At 39.0% G+C, this 18170-nt stretch carries 16 protein-coding genes; 10 read left to right on the top strand and 6 right to left on the bottom strand.

The features are described 5' to 3' along the window. Positions 1–480: 480 nt before the first annotated feature. The 7 genes from J580_RS19180 (at position 481) to J580_RS19150 (ending at position 5429) form a co-directional block, all read left to right on the top strand. Positions 481–1359, top strand: a complete 879-nt coding sequence (locus J580_RS19180) for a VacJ family lipoprotein (protein ID WP_002117157.1) — start codon at positions 481–483, stop codon at positions 1357–1359. Positions 1360–1470: 111 nt separating this feature from the next. Further along, entirely contained in the window at positions 1471–2439 is a 969-nt protein-coding gene (gene gigA, locus J580_RS19175; RefSeq protein ID WP_032005322.1) for an RsbU family protein phosphatase GigA, read from the top strand. Positions 2440–2541: 102 nt separating this feature from the next. Beyond that, positions 2542–3063, top strand: coding sequence for an anti-anti-sigma factor GigB (gene gigB / locus J580_RS19170; RefSeq protein WP_002117273.1), 522 nt, complete (start codon positions 2542–2544; stop codon positions 3061–3063). A gap of 29 nt (positions 3064–3092) precedes the next feature. Continuing rightward, positions 3093–3917 (top strand): carbon-nitrogen hydrolase family protein, encoded by an 825-nt coding sequence (locus J580_RS19165; RefSeq protein WP_032005320.1) that lies wholly within the window; start codon positions 3093–3095, stop codon positions 3915–3917. A 14-nt stretch (positions 3918–3931) separates the two neighbouring features. Then, positions 3932–4306 carry a DUF4951 domain-containing protein gene (locus tag J580_RS19160; RefSeq protein WP_005804300.1) on the top strand — a complete coding sequence of 125 codons (375 nt, stop codon included), beginning with the start codon at positions 3932–3934 and terminating at the stop codon, positions 4304–4306. Between the two features lie 165 nt (positions 4307–4471). Further along, positions 4472–4909: a MarR family winged helix-turn-helix transcriptional regulator gene (locus J580_RS19155; RefSeq protein WP_032005318.1), complete on the top strand. Its 438-nt coding sequence runs from the start codon at positions 4472–4474 to the stop codon at positions 4907–4909. An 88-nt stretch (positions 4910–4997) separates the two neighbouring features. Beyond that, positions 4998–5429 carry an organic hydroperoxide resistance protein gene (locus J580_RS19150; RefSeq protein WP_005066315.1) on the top strand — a complete coding sequence of 144 codons (432 nt, stop codon included), beginning with the start codon at positions 4998–5000 and terminating at the stop codon, positions 5427–5429. 56 nt (positions 5430–5485) lie between these two features. Here the strand turns inward: J580_RS19150 and gspE are convergent, their stop codons facing one another. Beyond that, positions 5486–6976, bottom strand: coding sequence for a type II secretion system ATPase GspE (gspE, locus tag J580_RS19145; RefSeq protein WP_002117200.1), 1491 nt, complete (start codon positions 6974–6976; stop codon positions 5486–5488). Positions 6977–7072: 96 nt separating this feature from the next. On the opposite strand from gspE, the gene J580_RS19140 reads away from it, so the two are divergent. Both J580_RS19140 and J580_RS19135 read left to right on the top strand, forming a co-directional pair. Next, complete coding sequence (locus tag J580_RS19140) at positions 7073–7894, top strand: hypothetical protein (protein ID WP_005804297.1); 822 nt, start codon at positions 7073–7075, stop codon at positions 7892–7894. Between the two features lie 9 nt (positions 7895–7903). Further along, the gene (locus J580_RS19135; RefSeq protein WP_032005316.1) at positions 7904–8821 is read left to right on the top strand and encodes a mechanosensitive ion channel family protein; all 918 of its coding nucleotides are present in this window, start codon (positions 7904–7906) and stop codon (positions 8819–8821) included. Here the strand turns inward: J580_RS19135 and J580_RS19130 are convergent. Further along, on the bottom strand, positions 8811–11615 hold the full coding sequence (locus J580_RS19130) for a DUF2339 domain-containing protein (RefSeq protein ID WP_032005314.1): 2805 nt from the start codon (positions 11613–11615) through the stop codon (positions 8811–8813). The genes J580_RS19135 and J580_RS19130 overlap by 11 nt on opposite strands. Before the next feature lie 154 nt (positions 11616–11769). Here J580_RS19130 and polA point away from each other — a divergent pair, with 154 nt between their 5' ends. Then, entirely contained in the window at positions 11770–14541 is a 2772-nt protein-coding gene (gene polA / locus J580_RS19125; RefSeq protein WP_032005312.1) for a DNA polymerase I, read from the top strand. 53 nt (positions 14542–14594) lie between these two features. On the opposite strand, the gene J580_RS19120 is transcribed toward polA, so the two are convergent. From J580_RS19120 to J580_RS19105, 4 genes are read right to left on the bottom strand one after another with little or no spacing between them, the layout of a single operon-like run. Beyond that, positions 14595–15164, bottom strand: a complete 570-nt coding sequence (locus J580_RS19120; RefSeq protein WP_000501183.1) for a YggT family protein — start codon at positions 15162–15164, stop codon at positions 14595–14597. 21 nt (positions 15165–15185) lie between these two features. Further along, positions 15186–16022: a pyrroline-5-carboxylate reductase gene (gene proC, locus J580_RS19115; RefSeq protein WP_005804294.1), complete on the bottom strand. Its 837-nt coding sequence runs from the start codon at positions 16020–16022 to the stop codon at positions 15186–15188. Further along, positions 15997–17397 carry a tRNA lysidine(34) synthetase TilS gene (gene tilS / locus J580_RS19110; RefSeq protein WP_080759739.1) on the bottom strand — a complete coding sequence of 467 codons (1401 nt, stop codon included), beginning with the start codon at positions 17395–17397 and terminating at the stop codon, positions 15997–15999. Before tilS ends, proC begins: the two co-directional genes overlap by 26 nt. Further along, positions 17334–18155, bottom strand: a complete 822-nt coding sequence (locus J580_RS19105) for an acetyl-CoA carboxylase carboxyltransferase subunit alpha (RefSeq protein WP_005066304.1) — start codon at positions 18153–18155, stop codon at positions 17334–17336. The genes tilS and J580_RS19105 overlap by 64 nt, the downstream gene beginning before the upstream one ends. Positions 18156–18170: the final 15 nt, after the last annotated feature.

Genomic DNA, 18170 nt, shown 5'->3' with positions numbered 1-18170 from the left:
AACCAATCAATCAATGAAAATTATTTCGATTAATCAATCAGTAAAAATCCACACAAGTTGTTCTTCAATTCTCTTAATGATCTTCTTCCTGGTTCGTCACCAGCAAGCTAGGTCGGCTATATTACTCTTAATCTCTTAAAAGTCAACAGGTAATTTCGATATTTTTAAAACTTAATCTTAAAACCAACTTACCATCAAATTCATCACTTAAAGCAACCAACTCAATTCCAAGTAACTGTTTTTCAACAAGTTTCTATCTGCATCACCGCCGATGGATGTGCATTATAGACCATCTCATCCCCTTTGCAACCTTTTTTTTAAATCAATATCATCAAATGGATACTTTTTAAGCTTTTTAGCATTTTATCTATATTATTTGATCAATTTTACATTGATAATAGGTTATCAATTTTGTATTAAAACATATCTCCACCCAACTGCACATTTAAGTATTAGCCTGGCTGGCGGTTAAGGAATTATATGAATTATTCTAATTTAATTTTACTAAGCGTATTATCTGTAGGTGTTTGTACCTCTCTATATGCTCAAGAAAATACTATAAGTGAATCTTCTGATGCTAGCTCACTAGAAGAAACAGCACCGACTCATACGCGCTCACAAATTATTAAAGATTTAAAAAATATTAAAGTTAAAGATTTAAAAATTAATGCGAATGCAGCACAACCAGATCCTGTAAAAGACCCATTACAATCATTAAATCGTCCAATTTACTCATTTAACGACATGTTGGATCGAAATTTTTTACGCCCAGTTGCTGTGCAATATAGAGAAAAGACTCCAGAAGATGTCCGTGGTTCTTATCGTCAGTTCCGTAAAAATCTTGGAGAACCTTGGAATGCTGTTAACCAGCTTATTCAAGGTCGCCCTGGTCGTGCAGCAAAAACCATAGGTCGCTTTACAATTAATACATTAACGACTCTTGGTTTAGCTGACCCTGCCAGCCGTTTAGGTTTACCGACTGAAGAAGAGAATTTTGGTGTAACTCTTGGTTACTATGGTGTTCCTTCAGGCCCATTCCTGATGTTGCCTTTTTTCGGGCCAAGTACCTTACGTGATGGTTTTGGTTTAGCAGTAGACGCCCAAGCACGTCCACAGAAATATGTTATGGATGATCAAGAGGGTCTTTATTGGTCAAGTAATATGTTACAAGCGGTTGATACACGCGCTCAATATCTAGACCTAGATCAGACCTTACAAGGTGATCAATATGCCATGATTCGAGATTTATATCTGCAACGTAAAGCATTCCAAATTGCAGAGAAAAAGGGCGACTCAGCTGATGTATCTTTCATTGATGATGACTCAGAAGATACACCAGATGAGAACCAAAACCCTTAAAAGATGAAATCGAGGTATTGCTTGGATTAAGAGTTGGGCAATACCTTGATTTTGATCAAACATACTCTATGATGAATAAAGTGATCATATAAAAGGACTACCATCTCTTCTATGTATTTTATTAAACCGACACGCTCTATCCCTTATTTAGAGCAAGCTTTGGATAAATTGCCAGGCTTACAAGTCATTAACATAGATGATTTAGATTTATATGATCCAACCATCATTGCAATAGCAGATGTACAAGATTTCCTGATATATAAATGGAATTTACCCACCATTGTCATTGCTTTTGAACATGAAGGCAGCGCTTTAGCTCAAGCTTGGGAAGCGGGTGCTCTTGCAGGTTGGGTATGGAATCAACTACCTAACGATTTAAATAAAGCATTATCAAGAATCGATGCTCAATATAAACGTAATCAAGATAGTCGTGATTTACCTTCAGCTGCTGAACTACAAAAAAGACTATTACCTAATCCAATTGATTTATTAAATTATCAAGTCGAAACTTTCTTTCAGCCTTCAGCTTATCTTTCTGGTGATTGGTATGACTACTGGAAATTAAACGATAAGGAAGTTTTATTTTATCTTGCCGATGTTTCAGGACATGGTGTAACCAGTAGTTTATTAACTTCTTGGATGGCAGCTTTCCATGGCCGCTCTAAAACCCCAAGACAATTAATAAAAAAATTAAATGGAATGTTGGTTCAAGAGAATATTGAAAAGCACATTACAATTGTGGTGGGTATTTTAAACCTTGAAACACATACGCTTCGCTGGTCAAGTGCTGGGCACTACCCTCCTCCTATCATTTTTGAACCCAATCAAGCTCCAAAAATTCTAACAACCAGTAGCTTCCCATTAGGCTTGACTGATGAACTCGAAGTTGAAGAACATGTTTGTACATTAAATCACCAAGCACGCTTCATTGTTTGCTCAGATGGAGCACTTGAACCTTTTGATGGTGGGCTAAATGATCAGTTCCAACAATTGGTTCATCATTTGCAAAATCAATCATTCCAAGCACCCGATCATGTGGCTGATGACATTGCCATCTTCAGTCTTTGTCGAATGAATTAATTTACGAATCAATTAATTACATAATATACGACTTAAGGACTCTTGAGTCTGCGATGGCACTATGTGATAATTTTTCTATCCTTCTCTGAAAATGGCATTTATATGTCAACAGGTCATGTTGAATATGCAAGTTTAAATGGAACGCATATTTTCAAACTTATTGGTGAAGTGCGAGCCCATTCTTGTATAAGTCTAGACAAACTTTTAAACAGAATTGAACAGCAAGAGAATGTTGTTGGTGCAATCGTTGATTTAACCCAAACAACATTTATTGATAGTACGGTGTTAGGCATCCTGGCTAAGCTAGGTTTAAAGCTTAAACAAACTCATCATATTCAAGCTGTGATGCTATCTACCAATCCAGATATCACAACCTTAGCCAACAGTATGGGGCTAGGGCAGGTTTTTGTCATTTTGAATTACTGTGGCGATCCTAACGTTTGCACATTAACGTTAACTGATGAACAGATCACTCATAATGCAATGCTAAGAACAGTTCTGGATGCACATAAGACATTGATGAAACTCAATGCAAACAATCAGAACATGTTTGAGCCACTTGTGAAGCAGTTACAGAAAGAACAAGATACGCTTGAACAGGTATCAGATAAGCAAAATGCCTGACTTTAATCATTAAGCCGGATTATTAGAATATGACCCTTATTTCTGTTGCTCAAATGAACTCTCAAGATGATATTGAAAATAATTTTCAAGTCATTGAGTCGTTGATTCAACAAAGTAAGGCGCAAAATGCTAGCCTGATTGTTTTCCCCGAAAACTTTGTATGTTTTGCAGCTGGAAAGCAACGCGAAACAGCTGAGCAATTTGAGTCTATTCAACAACGGCTTGAGAAGCTAGCACATCAATATCAAATCTGGATTGTGGCCGGTACCTTACCATGCCCATTTCGTCCAGATGGATCTACTATTCAAGATGGTCGAGTCCGGACGGTTAGTCTTTGTATTAGCCCTGAGCGTACAGAAGCACGTTATGACAAGATCCATTTATTTGATGTACAAGTGGGCGATGCGGTCGGTGGTTATCAAGAGTCTCGTTTCTTTGAACCTGGAACAGACGTAGTAGTCACATCTACCCCTTTTGGCAATATTGGCTTAATGGTATGTTATGACTTACGTTTTCCAGAGCTTGCTCTAACTCTGAGACAACAAGGCGCTCATCTTCTTACTGCTCCTGCTGCATTTACTTATACAACTGGACAAATGCACTGGCAGCTTTTGCTACAAGCTCGGGCAATGGATAGCCAATGTTATGTTTTAGGCGCAGCACAACAGGGCTGGCATGGTGAAAAACGACAAACCTGGGGACACTCTGGGGCAACAGATAGTCGTGGCCAAATTTTAAGTATGATTGGATATGAAGGGAGTGGTTTAATCACTGTACCCTTTGATTTAACAGCACAAGAACTCGTCCGCTCTTCAATGCCTCTGATGACTCACCGTAAATTGATTCATTATTAAAAGTTTAATTATTCATGTGGAAATACTTATTTAGCATTTTTTGCTTGGGGGCAAATATTCATTGTTATGCAGAGTTTGGTACAACAAACCATTTTGTTTCGCCTGCTGCACAGCTCAACTCAGATATTCTTCCAGCAACTCCTAAAAATATCCCCTTGCCCGCTTTTGGCCAAAGAATTATTGGTTGGGGTACGGGCGCAGAAGGTGCAAGACAACGTTTAGAAAATATTCAGCCAGCAGATGTTTCTGTGATAAAAAAACAAGGAACTACGCTTGAAATGATTACTGCATGGCAAGATTTTTATGAACAAGAGCAGCAACGCAATGCAAATAACCCTACTGCGAAGTATCGTGCTCGCTTAATGAAAAAGATTGCAGATTTGTGGTAAATACAGTGTTCTAAAATATTTTTATCTTATGGAATAATTGATCTAATTATTCCATTTTTTATGTACTCTCATTTATTTTATTCATAAACTATTCTGATGAACATTTAAGAAACTGAATAGAAAGCGATATACTACAAAAGTAGTATCATTTTCTTTGAGGAATATATGGACCAAGACTGTCAAAACTTAAAGCTTGAGAATCAATTATGTTTCCTCATTTATTCAACGAATTTAGCGCTTAATCAACTCTACAGAAAACTTCTAGCACCTTTGGGCATTACCTATCCCCAATATTTAGTTATGTTAGTGTTATGGGAGCAGGATGAAGTGACTGTTTCAGAAATTGGAGCTAAACTTTTTTTAGAATCATCTACCCTCACTCCTATCTTGAAAAAGTTAGAAGCCTCGCATTTACTTCATCGTACCCGTTCAACTCAAGATGAGAGACAAGTGATTATTACGCTAAGTGATGAAGGAAAAAAATTAAAAGATCAAGCAATCCATATTCCATCAGGCGTATTACAAGCAAGTTCATGTGATATGACAACACTACTAGGCCTTAAAGATCAACTTACTAAACTCCGTACAAACTTAGTCAAATAAACAGCAATATTTTTAAAAAATATACTTGTCAAAATAATTAAGTCGTGTACGATATATTTGTATTCAATTTATTTTAGGAATGAAAACGATGTCATTAGAAAAAGTTGTTTATCGTGCAAAAGCTAAAGCAACCGGTGGTCGTGATGGCCGTGCTACTTCATCAGACGGCGTATTAGATGTACAGCTTGGTGTGCCTAAAGAAATGGGTGGCGCAGGTGGTGCTGTAACAAATCCAGAGCAACTATTCGCAGCTGGTTATTCAGCATGCTTTTTAGGTGCTTTAAAATTTGTTGCAAACCGCGATAAATTTAATATTAGTAAAGACGCTTATGTAGAAGGTGAAGTAGGTATTGGTCCAATTCCTACAGGTTTTAGCATCGAAGCGACTTTAAATGTTTACTTAGTGGGTATGGATCGTGAAGAAGCTGAAAAGTTAGTTGCAGCAGCTCATATTGTTTGCCCATATTCAAATGCAACTCGCAATAATATTGATGTGACGTTTAATATTGTGACTGAATAAGTTTTGATATTTAAAAAATGCCCGAATCAAATCGGGCATTTTTTACATCTTAAATATTATGCTTCACTTGCCTCATTAGTTACACGAAGCACTTCTTCGAGTGTAGTTTTCCCCGCCAGTACTTTGCGCAAACCATCATCACGAATAGAACCTGAATACTCACGAGCATGATTTTCTAATTCATATTCAGCTGCATTACCGTGAATCAGACGGCGCATGGGTTCATCAACTGGTACGATTTCATAAATCGCTGTACGTCCATTAAAACCTAAATGTGAGCAATGATCGCACCCTTTGGCTTCAGGTAACTGCAACAACGGTTCATTATGAATATGCTGAAAAACCTGTTTCTCAAAAGTATCGGCTTCACGCCATGTCATACAATGTGGACATAGAGTACGAACCAAACGTTGAGCAATCACCCCAATTAAAGAGCTTGATAACAAGAAGGGTTCAATCCCCATATCTTTAAGACGAGTAACTGCACCAATAGCTGTATTGGTATGTAGTGTTGATAAAACCAAATGGCCTGTTAAAGATGCTTGAACCGCAATTTCAGCAGTTTCCAGATCACGGATCTCCCCCACCATCACCACATCTGGATCTTGACGTAACATTGCTTTTAAAGCACGAGCAAATGTCATATCCACTTTGGTATTTACTTGAGTTTGACCAATGCCTTCGAGTTGATATTCGATTGGATCTTCAGCAGTTAAGATATTACGAGTATTGTCATTTAAATCAGACAAGGCTGCATATAGGGTGGTCGTTTTCCCCGAACCGGTAGGCCCTGTGACCAAAATAATACCATGGGGACGATGCACTAACTGAGTTAAACGCTCATAGTCATTAGCCATTAAACCCAAGTGAGTCATGTTGAGTCGGCCCGCTTGTTTATCAAGCAAACGCATAACGACCCTTTCCCCATGTGACGATGGCAAAGTTGAAACACGCACATCCACTTCACGGCCAGCAAGACGTAAAGAAATACGTCCATCTTGTGGTACACGTTTTTCAGCAATATCAAGCTTCGCCATAACTTTAATACGCGAGACTAGTAAAGGCGCCAACTCACGGCGTGGTTGTACAATCTCACGTAATTGTCCATCTACCCGCAATCGTACAGATAATTTCTTTTCAAAAGCTTCAATATGAATATCAGAAGCCCCTACTCGAATTGCTTCAGAGAGAAGTGCATTGATCAGACGAACAATAGGTGCGTCATCTTCTTGATCCATCAAATCTTCTGTTTCAGGAACCTGATCGGCCAAACTCAATAAATCCGGATGATCTTCTAAACCAGCTGCAACTTGTTGTGATTCCCCTGTATCACCTGCGTAACTCGTACTTAAGAGCGTATTAAATTCTTGTTCAGTACATAATTGATAATGAGCTGGCTTCCCCAAGATGCGTCTTGCTTCCTGTAATGCAATTTTTTCAGTGTTTTGACGTCTAATAATAAATACCTGATCACCGTCATAACGAAATAAAACACCATGACGCTTGGCAAAACTATATGGAACTTGTATTTGTTTCAATATTTGCATCACAATTTATAATGATGAGTAAGATGATTTTGAGTGTACTCTAAGCAGATTACAGCGTGAAGTCTGTTTAACAACTCGGTAGAGGAATTTTGCGTCTTGTTTGAAAATAATGAATATCAGCCTCACCCCCAGAATTCTTTAAAATGGTGGGGTGAACAGCACTTTGAAATTAACCAGTCCAAAGCATGGCAATTCGGTTCAATGCTCTTTCGTTTAACACGTGGCATAAAAGAATGGCGCATCGAATATTATCGTCCGTCTCTCCAAGACGATAATGAACAAGATTGGCACCCAATTGCCGATCCACATTTTGCCTTTCCGCATACGGTTCAAGTAGAACGATACATGTTTCGAAAGACCAACCCAGAATTTTTACTGATGCCACGTCTGGCAGATCGTTCTGTGGTTATTAAACCCGTCGATCCTATTTATATTCCAGCAGGTCAACGTGGGACTCTATATATCAGCACACCATTATGGATTGCAGGCTTAGTTGAAAGTCAGCATGAACCTTTGTTTGAGATTCCTGTGATTCAGCCTAAAGATACATGGTTTGGTCCAAATGCCCAGCAAGGTGAAATTTGTTATGCCACTTCCGTGGATGGCCGTACTGATTTGAATCTATTAACACCACGCGCTTTCCGTGCTGTTACTCCAATTGACTTTCACAACACAAGTAATCATCAATTACGCTTTGATCGCATGAATGTGCCAGTGACGGCCCTACCACTATTTTATAGTGAAAGTACGGGACGCTTATGGACTTCCCAAATTAAAGTTTATTATGAGGGTTCTGATCGTCCTGCACGTATTCGTATTGAAAATCGTACGCCACCTCTTGCTGGTGAAGTGACCTATGTTCACCCACCACGCTCACCTGGTGGAGCATTATTCAATATGTTTGATTCATTCTTTTAAGAGGTTTATATGGCTGATTCAAATATTCCAAAAGATATCGCTGATAGCCTCAAAAGCATATTTACCAATATCAATACCGAACGTATTAGTGAAATTTTAGTCGCTGTTGTACTGTGTTTCATTGGCTTTGTTCTTGCTCGTATTATTTCGAATACGTTTATTAGAACCATTGGTTCACGTTTTAATGCTCACCAACGTCTGGTATGGCGCCGTGGTATTTTTTATTTCATTTTCTTACTCTTCATCATGACAAGTTTGAAAGAAGCTGGGTTCAAACTTAGTGTATTCCTCGGTGCAGCAGGGATTTTAACTGTAGCGCTCGGTTTTGCATCACAAACCTCTGCCAGTAACTTGATTAGTGGTTTATTTTTGATTGGTGAGGGTTCCTTTGAAGTCGGTGATACGATCCAGATTACTCTCATTCGTGGTAATACCATTGAAGGTGAAGTCATCTCAATTGATTTGCTTTCGGTAAAATTACTTACACTCGACAATGTCTATATTCGTTTACCGAACGAACAACTCATTCGTGCGCCTGTACACAACTTATCTAAATATCCGATACGACGTATTCCAATTACTTTAGCAATTAACTTTCACGAAGATATTATTAAAGTACGTGAAGTTCTACTGAATGTAGCAGCTCATTATCCACTTGTACTGGATGATCCAAAACCTGCAGTTACGGTTACCGCATTCAGGGAGTCATCAATTGAGCTTTTATTCACGATGTGGTGTAGACAAGAGAACTCTTTAAAAGTTCGGGATGAAATGCAAGAACGAATCCGAAATGGATTTTTAGATAACCGAATTGAAATTCCTGTTCCTAAAATGGGCTTGATTGATCGACCGTCTACTGGTTTTGCTGAAGATGATATCGATCAATATAGCAATCAAAAACAATTAAAAAGAGAGCCTAAAGCTTAGGCTCTTGATTCTTGTGTGCGGTAGATGACGGGGGTAATGGCGCAAGATAAGCAATAATTAACATTACTCCACCTGCCCCAATAAACGAAATGACTCGAGTTAATGTCGCACTTTGTGATAGGTCAAGCAAAATCAACTTTAATACCACAATACCTAAAAGCGCAGCACCTACAAACCAGAGTTGACGAATCATTTTACGGCTTGAGAATGTAGTTAATACAAATGCCAAAATGACCCAAAGCAATGTCAAACTTAACTGCACTTCACCATTCGTCCAAATTGCTAAGCTCCATAGTGGTGTTCCCCAGTAATGATGTAAGCCCCTAACGACCACACTACTGAATACCAATAACCCAGATAAAATTGTTGTAATTTTAAAAGTCCACTCTAGTGATTTATCTTGATCAAAAGCATGTTGATAAATAATAAAGAGCAGACCTGCAAATACTACAATAGAAAGAAAATCAGTTAAGTTAAATAAAGGAACAAAATAAAGGTACTCAGCAGAGTGGCGATCAACGCTCACAACTAGCAACCAAATTAAGCTTAAACACCAAACAGGAATTTGATGCAACAATGTAGTTTTATGAGCCTTATACGCCCAAAGCGAATAAACCACAGGGATAAAAGCCAGAGTAACAACTGGCATTTTTGGAAAGATCGCCAAACCAACTACTGCTAACGCCAACCAGCTTAAACCAGCCCAGACATTTAAGTACCCAGACTCATCCGACTGCGGTTGAGCCATAAGAAATAAAGCACTTAGAATAATGGTAGCGACTAAGAAAGTAGTTTGTTGTAATGAGTCTACCCATTTAAACAACGTAAACACTTGACTCGCAAACGCTTCACCCAAAACTAACAACAGTAACAGGCTAATTAAAATTAACTGCAAACTTTGCCATTGCACACGAAGTTTATAGTGAACAACTGCGCTAAATATTGCGATTAGAACTACGGCGAACATCAAATATGGACTCAAAGCATGATGATGCCATGCCATGATTTCTACACCAGCTACAGCACCCGCATACATTCCTAAACACAAGAAAATGCCACTAAACATGCTTGCGCTAAAATAGCGTTGCTCTTTACTGTTGTATTGCAATAAATAAAAGGCAGAAATAAATTGGGCAATTGCATAGATGCTTGTGCTTAGCGTTGGGAACTCTTCATTTGCCCACACCTGATAAAACAGTGCAATAGAGCTAAGTAAAACTAAAACTACACCAATATATCGGCTTAAACGGTAGCGCTCAGTTACTCCCCAAACAATTAAAGCCGTACCTTGAGCAACCCAACCAATTGCTGTCCAATGTGCTCCTTTTGCAAGCGGGAAAATTAAGGCAAAAAACGCAACCGCGAGAATGAAAAAGCTTTTTGCAAGGACCGAAAGCTGTGGATGAGTTTTTTTAATCCAGAAAGTTAATACGGCATAGGTACCTGCCAAGACGGCTGCACCAATCGTCAATGCTTGTGTAGACTCATGTACTAAGTAGGCATGAAGGGTAAAGCCCAGTACTGGCACACTAAAAATAAGTCCCACATCTAAGAGCGGAGGTAACCGAATGCCTTCTTGTTTTTCACTTACTGACGTGCGAGATATATTTTGGCTATAACGAACACTAAGCCAAATAAACAGCGCTATATGGCACCACAAAATCCAGTCTAATGTATTAAATTTTGCAGGTTCTGCATAAAATGCGATTGCACTACCACCAATAAACATTGTGGCAAAGAAAGCAATTTGATTTAAGATTTTCCAAGGCTGAATAAAATTAACCGCAGCAACTGCTAAGTTAATTACTAAGTAGTAGCTAAATAGGAAGGTTACATCAGGGCGATATTGCGGAATAACTAAAGGAGCCGCATAAGCCATACCAAGTGCTAATATTGCCAAATAAATAGCTTGTTGTTTTAAGCTCAGGAATACCGTAATAGCTAATAAAATCGTAAACAGAATACTCGCTGTAGTTAGGTTGGCAATTACACCAAAATGATGTGAGAACACAAGTGTCAGGAATACAACAGCCAGCCCGACACCTTGCAATGCCACAGCAAAAAGCTGATTTTTCTTTTGCAATGTATACCCAAATGCCGTTAACACACCTCCAGCAATCGCAATAAATCCAAGTTTCACACCTAAACTAAGTTGCCAATGCTCGCTTGCAAAACGTAATAGCAACACTACCCCAACCATAAGCACAGCAACAGCAACTCTTAAGATTGGATTACCATGAATCATCCAATCTACGGCTGGTTGCCACCATGCGGTCTGAACATGTGCTGGTTGTTCTGTTTGATTTAAAGGTGCCGTTCCCGCTGGGACTAGCGTGTCTGTATTATTGGAACTAACTTGTTCTATTACAGGATTTATAACTTCTGTTTGTATGGTCTCATTTACATGAACAGTTTGTTTTGCTGACTCGAGATATAATAGTCGAGTATGAAATGCACTGATGGTTTGAATCAAACATAGCAATAAAACAAGTAAAGCCCCACCAGCAATCCACATCCAATGATTTATATAAGCAACTAATGCAACCAAAGCTGCTGCATAAATCACTGTTCTTTGCATGTGAATAGAATAAAGTGGCGTTTTCTGCTGAGAAAACTGCTGTTCTAAATGAGTTAAACGCTCATGTAGATTTGACAGTAATTGAACTAGAATGACAGTAAGTGCAATAGATAAAGCAACAACGGCACTCTGGAATTTAAAACCAATTGAAATGGCTAAAAACAAAGTCAAAGCGATCAAAACAATGATCATTCCCTGTTTGTCTTTTTTATACATGGGCTTAGCAATATGACACCTTCATTACAGGTCATCTTACTTCAAGCCAATACAAGCGTATATTTATACATACAAAATACTGCAAAAATCATAAACCTGCATTCATAGCCGTTTTCACGTAAAATACCCCTAATTCAAATTAAGGAATTGTTCAATGCCACCATTTGTCTTGGTTGATGGGTCCTATTTTTTATTTCGTGCATATCATGCATTACCACCATTGACGACCTCTACAGGGTTACATACCAATGCAATACGTGGGGCAATTTCTGCCATTCAAAAATTAATGCGCCGTATGCAGCCAACACATATGGCCGTCATTTTTGATACGCCCGAGCCAACTTTCCGCCACAAGCTTTCACCTATTTATAAAGGTGACCGCCCTACCATGCCGGAAGAGTTATCTCAACAGATTCCATATTTGCATGCATTGATTAAAGCTCAGGGGATTCCTTTATATAGTCTTCCGGGTGCAGAGGCAGATGACATTATCGGTACGCTCGCTAAACGTGCCGTACTCGAAGGCCACCATGTACTTATCTCAACCGGTGATAAAGACATGGCTCAGCTCGTCAATGATCATGTAAAACTCGAAGATAGCTTTAAAGATCGTGTACTCGACACTGACGGTGTATTTGAAAAATTTGGGGTTTGGCCAAATCAAATTATCGATTACTTAACTCTTATGGGCGATGCATCTGACGGCATCATGGGTGTGCCGGGCGTAGGCGCAAAAACAGCAGCGAAGTTACTAACTGAATATGGCACTTTAGACAATATCATTGCCAATGCTGATCAACTTAAAGGCAAGATTAGCCAAAATATTAAAGATAATTTAGACAATATTAAGCTTGATCACCAGTTAGCTAGCATTGTTTGTGATCTTCCTTTAGAACTCGATTGGCATGAGTTAAAGCTTACTGATCCAAATGTTGAGGCTCTACGTAATCTTTATACTGAGCTTGAGTTTAGAAACCAATTACAGTCGCTTGATCATCCAAACAATCCAAATAGCTCAAGCTATAAACAACAAGCTTCACAGACTATTGTGCAAAATGAAGTTAGACCTGCTGAATCTATAGAAACTGAAGATCAAGCAAGCTTAACTAGTCAAGATGACCAGCTTGGAACTGCAAATTATCATACTGTTTTAACCCAAGAAGCATGGGATCAACTCTGGCAACGCATGCAAAATGCCGATCATTTTGCTATTGATACAGAAACTACAAGTCTGGACTACCGTATTGCCGAGATGGTTGGTTTCTCAATCGCATTTGATGCGAAAGATGCCTACTATGTTCCATTAGCGCATGATTATGAAAATGCGCCGCAGCAACTGGATCGTGATCAAATTCTGGCTCAAATTAAGCCTGTACTAGAAAATGAAGCAGTTAAAAAAATTGGGCATCACCTTAAATATGATGCCCATATCTTTGCCAATCATGGCATAGAACTTAAAGGCTGGTATTTCGATAGCATGCTTGCATCTTATGTATTGAATGCAGCGGCCACTCGTCACGGCATGGATGACGTAGCTCGTGTCTACTTAAGCCATTTAACCACCACTTTTGAACAAATTGCTGGTAAGGGTGCTAAACAAAAGACTTTCAATCAAATTGAGATTGAAGTTGCTGCTCACTATGCTGCAGAAGATGCTCATGTGACCTATCGTTTGTATGAAGTGCTTTCAAACAAACTTAAGCCATTTCCTGAGCTAGAAAATATTTTATATAACATCGAAATGCCAGTTGCCCGTATTTTATCGGGTATGGAAGAAGATGGTATTCGTCTAGATCATGCCTTCTTAGATAAATTAAGCGTTGAATTTGCAAAAACGATGGAAGGGCTTGAAAATCAAGCGATGGAAATTGCAGATGAAACTTTTAATATTGCATCTCCTAAACAAGTAGGTGAAATCCTATTTGATAAATTAGGAATCAAAGGCGGTAAAAAAACTGCAACTGGACAATACAGCACCAGTGAAAGTGTTTTAGAAAAAATTGAACATCCTTTAGCGGAGATTATTCTAGAGCATCGCGGTTTAGCAAAGCTAAAAAGTACCTATACTGATCGTCTAGTTGAGCAATCTCATAACGACACGCATCGTGTACATACAAGTTATCACCAAGCGCTCACAGCAACAGGTCGCCTCTCCTCTTCAGATCCTAACTTACAAAATATTCCAATTCGTAGACAAATTGGGCGTCAAATTCGTAAAGCATTCATTGCGCCAGAAGGCCGAGTACTATTGGCTGCCGATTACTCTCAAATTGAATTACGTTTAATGGCTCATTTTTCTCAAGATGAAGCATTAGTACACGCATTCCAGCATGGACAAGACGTTCACCGTCGTACTGCTGCCGAAGTATTGGGCATTGCAATTGAAGATGTGACCAATGACCAACGCCGTCAAGCGAAAGCAGTTAACTTTGGCCTACTTTATGGTATGTCTGAGTTTGGTTTGATTCGTCAATTAGGCTTTACACGTCAAGAATCGCAAAACTATATTAAGCAATATTTCCAACGCTATCCTGGCATCTATGAATATATGCAACGTACCCGCCAAGTTGCATCAGAGCAAGGTTTTGTTGAAACTATTTTAGGTCGTCGTCTTTATACACCTGATATTGATGCACGAAATGTAATGGTACGTAAGGCTGCCGAACGTGCTGCAATTAATGCACCGTTACAAGGTAGTGCCGCTGATATCATTAAACTTGCAATGATTGAAGTCGATAAAATCTTACCAAAAGATCAAGCCAAACTACTACTTCAAGTACACGATGAATTAGTGTTTGAAGCAGATCAAAACATTGCCGAGGAGCTCTCTAAGCAAATCGCGACTGTCATGGAATCTGTAGTAAAAATTTCTGTGCCTTTAGTTGTTGAAGTTGGGCAAGGGCAAAACTGGGATGATGCCCATTAATTAGTAGAAATAAAAAAAGGGCTGTATTAACAGCCCTTTTTTTTTGCGTTAACTTAAAGTCCCGTTAAAAGAACTTTTGCAACTTCATTCATTAAGATCTCGGCAATATAAAGCGCCAAAAACGCCAAAATTGGAGATAAGTCAATCATTCCCATATTAGGCAATAAACGACGGAATGGCGCGAGTAATGGTTCAGCTAAATCTTGAATCACTTCAATATAAGGTGAACGCGATTGAGTGAACATAACCACCCAACTCAAAATAATTGTCGCGAAAATTAAATAACGGCAGAAACGAATTAGGTCCTGAATCATCGTCACAAATGTCAGAATCACTAAGTGAACCGGACTATTTGGCATAGAGCCAGAAAGATACATCACGCCAAAAATTTTCAGCAAATATAAAATAATTAAAAGAACCAACGCAGCCAAATTAAATCGGCCTTTTGCGACCGTCGGAAAAATTCGGCCAAAAATATCAACAATTTTAGTCGCCTTTACAGTCGATAAAACCACAGGATTATAAGGACTTACTGCCGCCAATTGCATTAAAAAACGGAAAAAGACCAATAAAATCGCGACATTAATTAAAATTCCAAAAATTAGCGCAGAATTTGCACCCATAGTTGTCTTATCCTATTTAAGCTATTTCGCACTGTCACTCAATTCTTGAGCCAATTCTTGACTACGCTTCTGTGCAGCAGCCAATGCAGATTGAATATTTTGGGAGATTTGTGCACGGTCAAAAACTTCAAGTGCAGCTTGAGTTGTGCCATTTGGCGATGTCACATTCTTACGAAGTTCAGAAGGAGTGTTTGAACTCGTAATTGCCATTTGAGCTGCACCTAATGCCGTTTGAAGAGTCAACGCAGTTGCAACTTTTTCATCAAGTCCTAAATTTTTACCCGCACGGATCATACTTTCCATGAGATAGAAGAAATATGCAGGACCTGAGCCAGAAACCGCTGTTACCGCATCAATTTGAGCTTCGGAGTTTACCCAAATTGTTAAGCCTGTGGCTGCTAAAATCTGACTTGTTAATTCACGATCCGAAGTACCTACTACATCATTTGCATAGATACCATGTGCACCCGTCTGAACTAGAGCTGGCGTATTTGGCATAACTCGAACAATTCGATTGCTATCAATTAAGTTTGATATCGTTTGGATTTCAGCACCAGCAATAATTGAAATAACCAATTTATCTGATAACAGTCCTTTTAAAGGACGTAAAACAGTCGCCAAAACTTGTGGTTTTACTGCCAGTACAACGACATCAGCATTTTTAATTGCAGCTACATTATCTTGTGTCACATGGACTTCTTTTTCTTGCAATAATTGACGTATTTGCTCAACAGGATCTGAAACGGTAATACGTGTTGGCGGTAAACCTCTTGAAATGAGCCCACCAATCAAAGCTTGGGCCATATTACCACCACCAATAAAACAGATATTACTATTTACTGCACTTGTCATAACCATCTTCGCCATTTACCAGATTACAAGAATAAGAAATTAAATCTGGTTGCCATCCTCCTTGCTCACAATACGGAGACTGAGCCAACCAAAATCCTTTCGGTGTAAAAACCCCAAGCATAACATTATCTATGACTAATATTTGAATTGTATGACGAAGCCAAGGCAAAATATGTGCTTCTTGAATTGCTTTTTTTAATGGCCATTGCCCAACACGACCATATAAATGGACCTTTTCACCACCTTGGCGTCGAATTATTTTTAATTTTTTATTTAATAAAGATGCAGACAACCCCATATTTTTTTGAGTTATTTGAAAATATCCTGAAGCGCAATCCACTATTTCCCCTAGTTGAAAATGATGCTCCGTCTCGGTTTCAACTGGGTTTAATTTTTCAGCAAGAAAAACTTGTCTACTCAACCGATAAAGATAATGTTGATAACGGACATAATAAAACTGGTTCCAATGTAATGCCGCTTGTGCATCAGACTTAGAAGCAATTACTTCATTTTTTAACCGCTCAACCATTTCAAATGCAGGCCGATATTGTCCATCACCTTTCATCCAAACTGAAAGCAATTGGCGCTGTCGAGCAGAAGATAGTTTTAATAGCCGAGTTAAATCCAAACATTCGTCCGTACCACAATTTTGCAAATCAACTTTTAGAACTTCTTCTAAAATTTCAGAAGCATCTTGCATCAAATAGCTAGTACGACTAAGTGCTTGCTGCATTTTTGGAAATCGGTTTTGTAAGAAGGGCCAAAGTTCTTCACGCGACCATGCCCGATCATAATGGATATCGTAATTTGTAGGATCATCTACATACTCAATCTCAAGTTGAGTAGTCCACTCGGCAATCTGCTCACGGGTTAAATCCAAAAAAGGGCGCCAAATTGTCATATCAACACGATGATCAATACACTGCATAGCAGCAAGCCCATCAACACCCGCACCCGATAATAAACGCAATATTACTGTTTCAGCCTGATCTTGCTGGTGATGAGCAAGCACTAAAATTTCGTTGGCTTGTAAATGTTGTAGATAAGCGTGATAACGTGCCTGACGTGCTTGAGCTTCCAAATTACCGTCAGTAACTTGAACTTTTTGAATGGTATAAGGAATATTTAAATGAGTCGCTTGTTTAGTAACGAGTTCGCCCCACTCTGCGCTTTTTGATTGCAGTTGATGATCTATGTAAATTATTCGGATCTTATGAGGGAAAATTTGAGACATCAAATGTAGTAGCAGCATTGAATCCATGCCACCACTACATCCAATAAGAAAAGTACTATTTTCTGAAAACTCTTGAGCCTGTTTTAAGACGCAATGCCTAAATTTTCGCTGCCAAACTTCATTAAACGTTGATAACGTGCTTCGCATCGTTCATTTGCATCCATTGGTAGCAACTCATCCAAAGCTTGCTTCAAAACTACTTTTAGGTTTTGCATGACTTGCTCAGGGTCTAAATGAGCACCTTCGCCTTCATCTACTACATATTCAACAATACCTAGAGATTGTAATTTATCTGCTGTCAAACCTAAAGCTTCACTTGCTTGAGCCGCTTTTTCAGCAGTTTTCCACAAAATAGATGCACAGCCTTCTGGTGAAATCACAGAATAAATACTATGCGACAACATAATTACTCGGTCAGCAACACCAATACCTAAAGCACCACCAGAACCGCCTTCACCAAGTACTGTTGCTACAACAGGAACTTTCAAACTTGAAAGTTGAGCAAGGCTAGTTGCAATTGCTTCAGCTTGTCCACGCTCTTCAGCACCAACACCTGGGTAAGCACCCATAGTATCAATAAATGTGAAGACCGGAAGGTTAAAGCGCTCTGCCATATCTAATAGGCGTTGAGATTTACGGTAACCTTCTGGGTTAGCCATACCGAAGTTGTGCTTTAATTTTTCACGGGTACTACGACCACGGTGTTGGCCAATAACCATCACAGGCTGACCATCAAAACGAGCAAGACCACCTACCATCGCACCATCGTCACCAAACAAACGATCACCATGCAAGGCATCAAACTCTGTAAAGATTTCACCGACATAATCTAGAAACTGCGGACGATCAGGATGACGTGCAATTTGAACCGTTGTCCACGCTTTGGACTGAGTAGCTTTTTTCATAGGTCGAATATTATC

The sequence above is a fragment of the Acinetobacter sp. 1542444 genome (assembly GCF_000581835.1).
Classification (GTDB): Bacteria; Pseudomonadota; Gammaproteobacteria; order Pseudomonadales; family Moraxellaceae; genus Acinetobacter; species Acinetobacter pittii.
The sequence above is the reverse complement of the archived record's forward strand: the minus strand, read 5'-3'. Positions and strand labels throughout refer to the sequence as shown.